Consider the following 12,386-nt stretch of genomic DNA (forward strand, 5'->3'; position numbering starts at 1 on the left):
GGCGTCATCCCTTGTCGTCGTTGTGGGTCATGGCGGTGTAGAACACCCAGGTCACCAGCAGAATGATCAGGAAGTAGATCAGCGAGAAGGCCGCGGCCCGGCCCAGATCGAACTGGCCCAGTGCCATCTGGGTCAGCGTCTGGCTGAGGAAGGTCGTGGCGGTGCCCGGCCCGCCACCGGTGAGCACGAACGGCTCGGTGTAGATCATGAAACTGTCCATGAAGCGCAGCATCACCGCGATCAACAGCACGTTCTTGAGCTTGGGCAATTGAATGAATCGAAACACCGCCCAGTGCGAGGCACGGTCGATCCTCGCCGCCTGGTAGTAGACGTCAGGGATCGAGCGCAGGCCGGAGTAGCACAGCAGTGCCACCAGCGACGTCCAGTGCCAGACATCCATCACCAGCACGGTGATCCAGGCGTCCCGCGGGTTGGAGGCGTAGTTGTAGTCGAGCCCCAGGCTGTTGAGGATCCAGCCATACAGCCCGATGTCCTCCCGTCCGATGATCTGCCAGATCGTCCCCACCACATTCCACGGCACCAGCAACGGCAGTGACAGCAGAATCAGACTGAACGGCACGCCCAGCCCCCGCCGGGGCATCGATAGCGCCACGACGATGCCCAGCGGTACCTCGATGGCCAGGACGCAGAAGGAGTAGATGAACTGTCGCACCAGCGAGTCGTGCAATCTCGGATCCGCCAGGATCTCCCGATACCACTCGGTGCCCACGAAATAGCGCGTGCTCGGGTCGAAGATGTCCTGCACCGAATAGTTGACCACCGTCATCATCGGGATGATGGCGCTGAAGGCCACCAGCACGAATACCGGCAGGACCAGCCACCAGGCCTTGTTGTTATAGGTCTTCATCAGCCGCCTCCACCAGATGATCATCGATATAGAAGCGCTGCCAGGCTTCGGGGAAATGGAGGCCGATACGTCCATCCGGCACGGCCGCCTCCTCCTCCAGCCGAACCTTGATCACCGGCGCCGACGGCGTATCGAGTCGCACGTCGACGATCTTGAAGGTGCCCTGATCCTGGATCAGGTCGACGTAGCCGTGCAGGTCGGCGTCCTCCGGCGCCACGAGCTGCACGAACTCCGGCCGGATGCCCAACTGCAGGCGCCCCTCCGGGCGCTGCCGAAGCCGGGCGACGGCCGCCTCGGGTACCGCCAGCGCACGGCCTTCGAACTCTACGCCCGACGTGCCCAGCGCAATATCGAGCAGGTTCATGCCGGGGCTACCAATGAAGTAACCGACGAAGGTGTGTTGCGGGTTCTCGAACAGCTCCCGCGGGGTGCCGAACTGCACGATCTGGCCTTCGTACATCACCGCGATCTTGTCGGCGAAGGTGGACGCCTCCAACTGGTCATGGGTGACATAGACCATCGTCACGTTGAAGCGCTGATGGATCTCCTTGAGCTTGCGCCGCAGGCGCCACTTGAGCTGCGGATCGATCACCGTCAACGGCTCGTCGAACAGGATCGCCGCCACGTCGTCGCGCACCAGGCCGCGCCCCATCGACACCTTCTGCTTCTCGTCCGCCGTCAGATTCTGCGCCTTGCGATTCAATAGCGGCTCGATCTCCAGCGCCTCGGCCACCTCTCTCACCCGGGCATCGATGCGCTCCCGGGGCTGTCCCTGGTTACGCAGCGGGAACGCCAGATTGTCGTGAACGGTCATGGTGTCGTAGACCACCGGAAACTGAAAAACCTGGGCGATATTGCGCTGCTGCGGGGTGAGATCGTTGACCGACTTGCCGTCGTAGAGCACCCGCCCCTCCGAGGGCACCAGCAGGCCGGATATGATGTTGAGCAGCGTACTCTTGCCGCACCCCGAGGGCCCCAGCAGCGCGTAGGCGCCGCCCTGCTCCCAGACGTGGTCCATCGGCCGGAGTGCGTAGTCGGCCGGATTCGAGGGCGCGCCGTGATAGCTGTGGGCCAGTTGTTCCAGACGGATCTCGGCCATCTAGCGGTCTCCTCGCCCGTCGGGCACTGTCGATCGCGGTGAAGGAGGTGACAACACCAGGTCGCCTCCCGGCTCGAACACGAAGAGCTGGCGAAAAGAGGCGTGAACCTCCAGCGCCTGATCCACGCCGAATTCATGAATCCCGATCAGGTGCGCAACCAGATCGATTCGCTCGTGCGACAGGTGCAGAAAGGTTTCGGAGCCGCTGATCTCCGCCACCCGCAAGATCGTCGGCAAGCGCAAGGCCGGCTCCGTGAGCGGCTCCAGCGACCAGTGATGGGGGCGGATGCCGATCTGGTAATCACCTTCGGATAGCGACTTCCAGACCTCGGGCAGTGGTTGGCGCTGATCGGCGATCCGGCACTCACCGGCCTGGATCGTCATCGGCATCAGGTTGATGGGAGGCTCGCCGAACAGCGTCGCCGCCTCACGATTACGGGGATGGCGATAGACTTCGTCGCCGGGGCCACTCTGGACGATCCGGCCCTGGTGGAGCAGCGTCGTCGTGCCTCCCAGCGCCAGCGCCTCGGCCGGTTCGGTGGTGGCGTAGACCGCGATGGTATTGCGGGATTCGAACAGCTTGCGCATCTCCACCCGCAGCGCCTCCCGCAGCTTGTAGTCGAGATTGACCAGAGGCTCGTCGAACAGCACCAGGTCCGCTTCCTTGACCAGTGCCCTGGCCATCGCCGTGCGCTGCTGCTGGCCGCCGGAGAGTTCCTGCGGATAGCGTCCCAGCAGTTGCTGGATTCCCAGCATCGCCGCGGTCTCCTCGACCCGACGGGTAATCTCCTGCCGCGATACCCTGGCCTGCTTGAGTGGCGAGGCGATGTTGTCGAACACCGTGAGCGTCGGATAGTTGATGAACTGCTGATAGACCATCGAGACATTGCGCTGGCGAACCGGCAAGTGGGTCACGTCACGGCCGTCGAGATAGACCCTGCCGTGGTCGGGCCTGTCCAGCCCGGCCATCAGCCGCATCAATGTGGTCTTGCCCGCCAGCGTGTGCCCCAGCAGCACGTTGAATGACCCCGGTTCCAACGTCAGGCTGGCATCGCTGATATAGGTCTCGCCTCGCACCGACAGTGTCACGTTGTCGAGTTGTAATGACATAAGTGGCACCGTTCCCTTTTTTCTCTTTCGAGCATCGTAGAACACTCGTTCCATAAAGCTATACGACGAAAAAAGCAGACGGTATCGCTGTCAAAGAGGCATGCTCAAACACATGATTTTAAAATGTTTTATGATATTAGAACCTTAGTCTTAACCACTAATGTCCAACACTCCGGACAGGTTTCGAGATGGTAATGCGACTAAAAAAGGTGTTTTTTCGGCAGGTTTTGTTCGAAAACCAACATGGCTTGCGGTGAGAAGACGGGGATGCCGATGGTGGAACACGCCCGATATCGCGGAAACAACAAACCGCCGGGAGCGGTCTTCGACGACTCGGGCGTCCCGAAGGGTGCCCGCCAGGGATGGCAGGCCACAACAAACCGTCGGGAGCGGATTGGGACGCCTCGGGCGGCCTGAAGGTTGGCCGCCAGGGATGGCAGGCCACAACAGACCGTCGGGAGCGGTTTTTGACGCCTCGGGCGGCCCGAAGGGTGGCCGCCAGGGATGGCAGGCCACAACAAACCGCCGGGAGCGGTTTGGGACGCCTCGGGCGGCCCGAAGGGTGGCCGCCAGGGATGGCTGGCCACAACAAACCACCGGGAGCAGTTTGGGACGCCTCGGGCGGCCCGAAGGGTGGCCGCCAGGGATGGCTGGCCACAAAAAACCCGAGCCGAGGCTCGGGTTTCGAATCTGGTAGGACCAAGCGGATTTGAACCGCTGACCTCCACGATGTCAACGTGGCGCTCTAACCAACTGAGCTATGGTCCTGGATGGCGTTGGCACGATGCTGGAAACAGACTGGTAGGACCGAGCGGATTTGAACCGCTGACCTCCACGATGTCAACGTGGCGCTCTAACCAACTGAGCTACGGTCCTGCATCGATGACGGCGGGCTCGCCGTGACAACGGATGCGAATTTTACCCAGGCGGGCGCGGAATGCAACCCTCTGCGCCTAAAAAAATCACGCCAACTGCCTGTCGCGCCGAGACAATTCCTCTGCGATTGTCGCTGGCACGGGGTCTTCCGTCAGGTGAAATCCGCTCTCATATCCAATAACGGGGCGATTTCATCGCCGTTCAGGGCACCGCCCCCGACGCCCCCTTCCCGCTCGCCACGATCACGGCCCCGCCGAGGTCGCTGATTGCCAGCGTTCGAAACGGGACACTTCGCCCCCATGCCGATGCCGATGCCGATGCCGATGCCGATGCCGATGCCGATGCCGATGCCGATGCCGATGCCGATGCCGATGCCGATGCCGATGCCGATGCCGATCAGCATATCTGGCCTCTTGGCCGCTGAAAGAGAACCGGCGCCATCCGGGCGATGCCATTCGCCGAACCTGGCTAGTATCGTCGCGGAGCATCGGACTACTGGCAATGTCGCAGGGTGACGTCGAACCGAAGGTTCCGCCCCAGCCACCTAGACCATGGTCGTAGTCATGAACGGCCCGTTACCGCCTCCCGAGGCAACGGCGAGGCACCCAGCTTTGATAGACTGGGCTCTCGAATCAGTTAAAGAATCGTCAACGGAACGCGGCAGGAAACCACCATGACACAGCAGGAACGTCACGAAGCCATCGTCGAGCTGGTCAAGCGGCAAGGCTATGCCTCGATCGAGCAGCTCGCCAAGGACTTCGACGTCACGCCCCAGACGGTGCGCCGCGATCTCAATCAACTGGCGGAAGAGGGCATCGTCAAGCGCGTCCATGGAGGCGCCGGCCTGGAATCGAGTACCGTCAACACCGCCTATCACACCCGCAAGACGTTGAATCTGGACGCCAAGCGCCGGATAGCCGAAATGCTGGCGAGCCATATTCCCGACTCGTCGTCACTGTTCATCAACATCGGCACCAGCAATGAATTCATCGCCGAGGCGCTGTGCCAGCACAGCGGACTGGAGGTCATCACCAACAACCTCAACGTGGCGGCCATTCTGCAGCACAAGACCGACTTCAACGTCATCGTCGCCGGCGGCCAGGTTCGCTCGCGCGACGGCGGAATCATCGGTGAAGCCACCATCGATTTCATCAATCAGTTCAAGGTCGACTATGGCATCATCGGTATCAGCGGCATCGATGGCGATGGTTCGCTGCTGGAGTTCGACTATCAGGAAGTTCGCGTCGCACAAGCCATCCTGCGCAACTCCCGCCAGGTCTTCCTGGCGGCGGATCATTCGAAATTTCACCGCAATGCCGTGGTACGCCAGGGCAACCTCAGCCAGATCAACGCCTTTTTCACCGACCGGCAGCCCCCCGATGGACTGCGCCGGCTGATGCGGGAGCATGACGTGGCGCTCTACGTCGCCGATCCTTCGATATCCGCGGACATCGAGCCCCTGCCCGCCCACGCGGGCTGAAGTCCTACCGCCCATGCAACGGCCGGCCACGCGCCGGCTCCGCTCCCTCCCGACCACGGACCGCCTCCTCGCCTCCCCTTTGGGTCGATGAAACTCCACCATGGCCATTGATGTTCGGAAATGATTAGTCTATGTTCGCAATCGAACATAGACTAATCATCACCTTCCGGAGAGCGGTATGGCCTCAACGACACAGCGTCACGTCCATGACCTCATCGTCGTCGGTGGCGGCATCAATGGCACCGGCATCGCCAACGACGCCGCCGGCCGGGGGCTGTCCGTGTTGCTGTGCGAACAAGCGGATCTGGCCAGCGCCACCTCCTCCGCCAGCAGCAAGTTGATCCACGGAGGGTTGCGCTATCTCGAGCACCGCGAGTTTCGGCTGGTGCGCGAAGCGCTGAAGGAACGAGAAGTGATGCTGCGCAAGGCACCGCACATCGTCTGGCCATTGCGCTTCATCCTGCCCCATCAACCGCACCTGCGGCCCGGCTGGATGATTCGCGCAGGGCTCTTTCTCTACGATCATCTCAGCCACCGCGACAGCCTGCCCAACGCCAGGCGCCTGCGATTCGGTTCGGAAAGCCCGCTGGTACCGACGATCAAGCGCGGATTCGAGTACTCCGACTGCTGGGTGGACGATGCCCGACTGGTGGTGCTCAACGCGATCCAGGCACGGGATAAAGGCGCCGACATCCGGGTCCGGACCCGTTGCGTCGAGGCTCGCGAGGAGCAGGGAGAGTGGGTGGTGATTCTTGAAGACCTGGACAGCGGGCAGCGCCAGGAACAGCGGAGCAAGGTGCTGGTCAACGCCGCCGGCCCCTGGGTGGAGTCTTTCGTCAAGGGCAATGCCAATCGCGACTCGCGCTACGGTATCCGCATGATCCAGGGCAGCCACCTGGTAGTGCCGCGCCTCAACGATGACGACCGCGCCTACATTCTGCAGAATCGCGACGGCCGTATCGTCTTCGTGCTGCCCTACCAGCAGCACTACAGCCTGATCGGCACCACCGATCGCCGCTATCAGGGCGACCCCGCCCAGGTCACCATCAATGACGAGGAGATCGATTACCTGCTCGACGTGCTCAACGGGCACTTCGTCAAGCAGCTCGGTCGCGAGGATGTGGTCGCGACCTATGCCGGCGTGCGCCCGCTGTGCGACGACGAATCGGAGAACCCCTCGGCAATGACCCGGGACTATACCCTCGACCTCGACAGGCACGGCGCGCCAATGCTGTCGATCTTCGGTGGCAAGATCACCACCTATCGCAAGCTCGCCGAGGCGGCCATGCGTAAACTCGAGCCATTGCTGCCCGCCATGGGCCAGCCGTGGACAGCCGATGCCCGGCTGCCCGGCGGTGACATCGAGTCACGCCAGACATTGACCGATCGACTCGTGGATGAATACCCATTTCTCGGTCGAGAGCGAGCCGAACGATTCGCTTCCAGCTATGGCTCGCTGTGTCTCGGTTTCCTCAATGGCATGCGGCGCCAGGAGGATCTCGGCCAGCATTTCGGTGGAGGCCTCACCCGCGCCGAAGTCGACTATCTGATCGAGCACGAGTGGGCGCGCACCAGCGACGACATCCTGTGGCGTCGCAGCAAGCTGGGGCTTCGCCTGTCCAGCGAAGAGCAGCAGGCGCTGGCGCGCTACCTCAACCAGCATCCAGTCGCCGGTCAGTCGGGCCCACTATCCAAAGTCTCATAGGGAAGTAGCTGCCGCCAGCTCGCCGGGGAGCCATACTGCCGGGGGTACCAACCGTGTTTCTGCTACGCTTGGCCCCGCACGGCGTTCTACCCCGACACAAGGAAACCTCCTTTGCTGCAACTCCTGTTTAGCTGTCTCGGCTGCCTCGTGCTGCTGATCACCCTGGCGCCTTACATGCGGATTCGCCACTGGAGCGTGCGCAGTTTCGATTTCCCGCTTCTCCAGATTGCCATCATCGCCACCGCGCTGGCACTGGTTCAACTCGCGTTCGAACCCGAGCTCTGGTGGCATTGGGCCGGCGTCGCCGCCAGCGTGATCGCGGCGGTCATCCAGTGGGCGCGCATCTATCCATGGACCCCGTTGGCACGCTGTACGGTGGTCAAATCACGCCAGCGCGATGCCAGCCGTGAGATCACGCTGCTGGTCTCCAACGTACTGACGCCCAATCGTCAGGCATCGAAGTTGATCGATCTGGTCCACGAGCATGACCCCGACATCCTGCTGACGCTGGAGTCCGATCAGTGGTGGGGGGATCAACTGGACGCGGCCATCGGCGAGTCGATGCCGGAAGCGGTGCGTATCCCCCTCGACAATCTCTACGGGATGCATCTCTACTCCCGTCTGCCGCTGGAAGATGTCGAGGTCAAGTGGCTGATCCAGGACGATATCCCTTCGATTCATGCCTGGGTGAGGCTGGGGGATGGCAGTCGTATTCGTTTCCACGCCCTGCACCCGCGGCCACCCGCCCCGTCGGAGAGCGAGGAGTCGCTGTGGCGCGACGCGGAACTGCTGCTGGTGGGCCAGGGCATTGCAGAGCGCAGTGATCCCACCGTCGTTGCCGGAGACCTCAACGACGTCGCCTGGTCACCGACGACGAAGCTTTTCTGCAAGGTCAGCGGCATGCTCGATCTTCGCCGCGGCCGCGGCCAGTACAGCACCTTTCATGCCAAGTATCCGATCCTGCGCTGGCCGCTGGATCACGTCTTCGTCACCAAGCACTTCACCCTCGTTCACATGGAGCGGCTACCGGAAGTGGGATCCGATCACTTCCCCATGTTGGTGACGCTGCGCTATAACCCGACCCGGGCGTCCGAGAACGAGCCCGAGAAAGCCGATAGCGACGAGCGGGAAGATGCGGAGGAGACGATCGAGGAAGCGCAGGATCGGCATGGAGAGGAGCCGGTCTGAAACCGCTGCGCCTGGGGCTGTCCACGCCTGACCACGACGCCACCCGATCGGGTGGCGTCGTGGTATCGGCCGCCGACCGGAACCGTTGATCAGAAGCTGGCTCCAGCTGGCGACCGGGTGGGAGAGCGTGCCCTACTCGGGGATCCCTCCCTCGGTCAGCTTGGCCGGATCGAGCAGGCGCTCCAGTTCCTGGCGCGAGAGATCGGTCTCCTCTTCGGCCACGTCGATGATCGGCCGCCCGGCCTGATAGGCCTTCTTGGCGACCGCTGCCGCCGCGTCATAACCGATCACCGAGTTGAGTGCGGTGACCAGAATCGGGTTCTTCGACAGCGGGCGCTCGATGTTGTCGCGACGCACATTGAACGTGGCGATGGCGCGGTCCGCCAGCAGCCGGCTCACGTTGGTCAGCAGCTTGATCGAACCGAGCAGGTTGTGGGCGATCAGCGGCAGCATCACGTTGAGCTGGAAGTTGCCGCTCTGGCCCGCCACGGTGATGGCTGCATCGTTGCCGATGACCTGAGCGGCAACCTGGGCCGCCGACTCCGGGATCACCGGATTGACCTTGCCCGGCATGATCGAACTGCCCGGCTGCAGCGCCTCCAGCTCGATCTCGCCCAGCCCGCCCAGGGGCCCGGAATTCATCCAGCGCAGGTCGTTGGAAATCTTCATCACCGCGACGGCATAGGCCTTGAGATGGCCAGAGAGTTCCACCGCCGTATCCTGGGAAGCCAGACTGGCAAAGAAGCTGTCGTTGGGCCGAAACTCGAGGTGGGTATCGCTGGCAAGCCGCGCTGCCACTTTCTCGGCAAAATCGGGATGGGCATTGACGCCGGTACCGACGGCCGTGCCACCGAGAGCCAGGCGGGTCACCCGCTTGAGCCCGTCCTGCAGGCGCTCCACCGACTGCCCGATCTGGCTCGACCAGCCGCCCAGCTCCTGGCTCAGCCGAACCGGCATCGCATCCATCAGGTGGGTGCGTCCGGTCTTGACCACGTCGTCGACCTCCTTTGCCTTGTCGTCGATGATCGCCCGCAGGTAGTGGAGCGCCGGCAGCAGCCGCTCGCGAACCTGGGTCGCCGCGGCAAGATGAATGGCCGTGGGGATCACGTCGTTGCTCGACTGGCCCATGTTGACGTGATCGTTGGGGCGGACCTCGAGGCCTTCCCGGCTGGCCAGGTGAGAGATCACCTCGTTGACGTTCATATTGGTCGAGGTGCCGGAGCCGGTCTGGAACACATCGATCGGAAACTGATCGACGTGCTTGCCGTCGATGATCTCATTGGCCGCCGCCACGATGGCCTTCGCTCGGTCATCGTCCAGCAACCCCAACTCCCGGTTGACCTCCGCCGCGGCGCGCTTGATATGGGCAACCGCAGCGATGAAAGCCGGAGGCAGCGGTTGGCCGCTGATCGGGAAATTGTTGATGGCACGTTGGGTCTGCGCGCCATAGCGCGCACTGGCGGGCACCTCGAGCTCGCCCATACTGTCACGTTCGATACGCGGTTGGGTCATGACTTCCTCCTGACGATGGCGGATGAACACCGATGAAATGTGGCAACGCCACCGCGTCGCGGCGACGGCGCTGCTAGGGACTCACTCAAGACTAGCAGGCCCTGCGCGGGTTGCTGCCACCACAGCCCCCCGCATGGCCGATGCCAGAGACCCGAGCCCCCACGTGAGACGACACCGCCCGCGCCGAGTGGGCGCGGGCGGTGAGAGGTTCCAACAGAGGGCGTCTGGCCGTGGGTCAATCGAAGTCGATGATCTGGCGAATCGCCTCCCCGCTGGCGAGACGATCGAAACCGAGGTTGATCTCCTCCAGTTTCAGACGGTGGGTCAGCAGCTTCTCTACCGGCAGCCGGCCGGCGCGGTAGAGCGCGATATACTCCGGCACGTCCAGCGACGGCACGTGCCCGCCCAGATAGGAGCCCTTGAGCGTGCGCTCCTCGGCGACCATTCGGGTGGGGCTGATGGCGAAACGCACGTCCGGATGCGGTAGGCCCGAGGTCACCGTGGTGCCGCCGCGGGCGGTGCACTCGTAGGCGAACTCCAGCGCCTTGGAGACACCGGCGAACTCGGCGGCGATATCCACCCCGCCGCCGCTGATCTCGCGCACCTGCTCGATGGCATCGGCATCGCCACTGTTGACCACATGGGTGGCGCCCATCGCCTTGGCGGTCTCCAGCTTGTCGGGGGCGATGTCGGCGGCGATCACATGGCGAGCGCCACCCCCGGCCGCTCCCATCACCGCCGCCAGCCCGACCCCGCCGAGCCCGACCACCAGCACCGACTGCCCCAGACGCAGGCCGGCGGTATGGACCACCGCGCCGACCCCGGTCAGCACGGCGCAGCCGAACAGCGCCGCGATATGGAACGGCAGATCGGCGTCGATCCGCGTCAGCGAACGCCGCGAGGCCACCGCATACTCGGCGAAGCCGGAGACGCCGATATGGTGATAGATCTTCTGCCCGCCCTTGTGGAGGCGCATGCCGCCTCCCAGCAGGTGCCCGGCGCCATTGGCCACCTGCCCCGGCGCGCACAGCGCCGCGCGCCCCGAGAGACACGAGGCGCAGGCACCGCAGCTGGGCGCGAACGAGAACACCACGTGATCGCCGGGCGCCAGATCCTCGACGCCATCGCCGACCTCGACCACCTCGCCGGCGGCCTCGTGCCCCAGCACCATCGGCACTGGCCGCGGCCGATCGCCATTGATGGTGGAGAGATCCGAGTGGCACAGCCCGGCGGCGCGCATCCGTACCAGCACCTCGCCGCGCCCTGGCGGGTCGAGCTCCACCTCCTCGATCGACAGTGGCTGCGACTCCCGGTACGGGCGGGGCTTCTGCATCTCGTGGATCACGGCTGCATGCATTTTCATCGCGACTTCCCTATTCACAGTGGATCGATCCGGCACGCCTCATTGCATCGGATCCGATTGGCATTCGAGTGTCAGGCGCAGTGCTCGGTATTTCAGGCCCGGTACTCAGCGTTTCAGGCCCGGCACTCAGCGTTTCAGGCCCGGCACTCAGCGTTTCAGGCCCGATACTCAGCGTTTAAGGCCCGATACTCAGCGTTTCAGGCGTAGTACTCGGGCGCGTGACGGAAGGTCGGCCACGCTTCCGGGTCGTGCCCGGTGACCACCAGCGCCCCGGTCTTCTCGGCCAGGGCGTGCAGTTTGCGCACGGAGCGCACCGTATCCACGGTCGAGGCGAGAAAGCCCGGCAGCGCCTTCTCCTCCCAGTGATCGGTGGTGTAGGCCGCATCCACCGCCAGCAGCACCGGGCCGGTCTCGGGGAGCTGGAGCAGGAAGCTGGCGTGGCCGGGGGCGTGACCCGGAGTGAAGACGAAGCGGATGCTGCCGTCGCCGAAGACGTCGTAACCGTCGTCGCCATCCTCGAGCAGATGCCACTTCAATCCGGGGCGATCGAAATCGGCGCGGATATAGCCACCGGCGGAGAACCAGTCCGGCGCCATCGCATACTCGTATTCGCATCGCCGCACGATATGCGTGGCGTTGGGGAAGCGCCCGGTCGCCCCGGTGTGATCCAGATGCAGATGGCTGTGCAGGACATAACGAACGTCCTCGGGCTCGATGCCGAACGCCTTGAGCGCCTGGACGCAACCCTCCTCTTCACGCATCACCGGCCAATAGACCGCGGTGATGTCGCCCCAGTGCTTTTCGGGATCGCTGGCGCACTCGACGGCACAGCCACCATCGATGACCACATTCCCCTCCGGGTGCGTAATCAGATACCAGGGCACGGGGATCTCGTACTCATCCAGCCCCGCATTCATCTTGATATTGCACACCCGGCACTTGAGCGTACCGGTCTGGAACATGTAAAGACGTGGGGTAGTCATGACGCACTCCTGGTTTGACCAAATGAAGACGACATTGCCGCTGGCCGCGGTGTAAGCAAGGCGAAAGATTTTGATACCCGCGAGCGGCATCGACGCTCGCAGCCGGACGACCGGACGTGTCAGAGTAGGACAAGGCCGAACGGCGTGACCAGCGGACTTTGGTCCCAGGCAGCCCTGCGATGCATCGGCACCGCACACCAGT

General features: G+C 63.5%; 10 protein-coding genes and 2 tRNA genes. 3 read left to right on the forward strand and 9 right to left on the reverse strand.

All coding sequences use genetic code 11. The features are described from left to right. Nucleotides 1–4: 4 nt before the first annotated feature. The 6 genes from AAGT95_RS17670 to AAGT95_RS17695 form a co-directional block, all read right to left on the reverse strand. On the reverse strand, nt 5–871 hold the full coding sequence (locus tag AAGT95_RS17670) for a carbohydrate ABC transporter permease (protein ID WP_198655763.1): 867 nt from the start codon (nt 869–871) through the stop codon (nt 5–7). Next, entirely contained in the window at nt 855–1,967 is a 1,113-nt protein-coding gene (locus AAGT95_RS17675; RefSeq protein WP_342594651.1) for an ABC transporter ATP-binding protein, read from the reverse strand. The genes AAGT95_RS17670 and AAGT95_RS17675 overlap by 17 nt, the downstream gene beginning before the upstream one ends. Then, nucleotides 1,968–3,077 carry an ABC transporter ATP-binding protein gene (locus tag AAGT95_RS17680; RefSeq protein WP_110599252.1) on the reverse strand — a complete coding sequence of 370 codons (1,110 nt, stop codon included), beginning with the start codon at nt 3,075–3,077 and terminating at the stop codon, nt 1,968–1,970. It abuts the gene before it with no gap. A 691-nt stretch (nt 3,078–3,768) separates the two neighbouring features. Next, nucleotides 3,769–3,845: transfer RNA gene (locus AAGT95_RS17685), tRNA-Val, on the reverse strand. 31 nt (nt 3,846–3,876) lie between these two features. Next, nucleotides 3,877–3,953, reverse strand: a tRNA-Val gene (locus AAGT95_RS17690). A gap of 151 nt (nt 3,954–4,104) precedes the next feature. Next, nucleotides 4,105–4,356: a hypothetical protein gene (locus tag AAGT95_RS17695; protein ID WP_342594652.1), complete on the reverse strand. Its 252-nt coding sequence runs from the start codon at nt 4,354–4,356 to the stop codon at nt 4,105–4,107. 270 nt (nt 4,357–4,626) lie between these two features. Here AAGT95_RS17695 and AAGT95_RS17700 point away from each other — a divergent pair, with 270 nt between their 5' ends. The 3 genes from AAGT95_RS17700 to AAGT95_RS17710 all read left to right on the forward strand — a co-directional run bounded on the left by AAGT95_RS17700 (nt 4,627) and on the right by AAGT95_RS17710 (nt 8,326). Beyond that, the gene (locus AAGT95_RS17700) at nt 4,627–5,433 is read left to right on the forward strand and encodes a DeoR/GlpR family transcriptional regulator (protein ID WP_110599248.1); all 807 of its coding nucleotides are present in this window, start codon (nt 4,627–4,629) and stop codon (nt 5,431–5,433) included. A gap of 178 nt (nt 5,434–5,611) precedes the next feature. Further along, complete coding sequence (gene glpD / locus AAGT95_RS17705; RefSeq protein WP_342594653.1) at nt 5,612–7,138, forward strand: glycerol-3-phosphate dehydrogenase; 1,527 nt, start codon at nt 5,612–5,614, stop codon at nt 7,136–7,138. A gap of 111 nt (nt 7,139–7,249) precedes the next feature. After that, a complete protein-coding gene (locus tag AAGT95_RS17710; protein ID WP_342594654.1) occupies nt 7,250–8,326 on the forward strand; it encodes an endonuclease/exonuclease/phosphatase family protein in 1,077 nt (358 codons plus the stop codon). Nucleotides 8,327–8,458: 132 nt separating this feature from the next. On the opposite strand, the gene AAGT95_RS17715 is transcribed toward AAGT95_RS17710, so the two are convergent. From AAGT95_RS17715 to attM, 3 genes are all read right to left on the reverse strand, one after another. Further along, entirely contained in the window at nt 8,459–9,838 is a 1,380-nt protein-coding gene (locus tag AAGT95_RS17715) for a class II fumarate hydratase (RefSeq protein ID WP_110599244.1), read from the reverse strand. Nucleotides 9,839–10,073: 235 nt separating this feature from the next. Further along, the gene (locus AAGT95_RS17720) at nt 10,074–11,201 is read right to left on the reverse strand and encodes a zinc-dependent alcohol dehydrogenase family protein (RefSeq protein ID WP_342594655.1); all 1,128 of its coding nucleotides are present in this window, start codon (nt 11,199–11,201) and stop codon (nt 10,074–10,076) included. Between the two features lie 197 nt (nt 11,202–11,398). Next, the gene (gene attM / locus AAGT95_RS17725; RefSeq protein WP_110599240.1) at nt 11,399–12,184 is read right to left on the reverse strand and encodes an AttM family quorum-quenching N-acyl homoserine lactonase; all 786 of its coding nucleotides are present in this window, start codon (nt 12,182–12,184) and stop codon (nt 11,399–11,401) included. Nucleotides 12,185–12,386: the final 202 nt, after the last annotated feature.

This window comes from Salinicola lusitanus, from assembly GCF_038648475.1.
GTDB classification, from domain to species: Bacteria; Pseudomonadota; Gammaproteobacteria; order Pseudomonadales; family Halomonadaceae; genus Salinicola; species Salinicola lusitanus.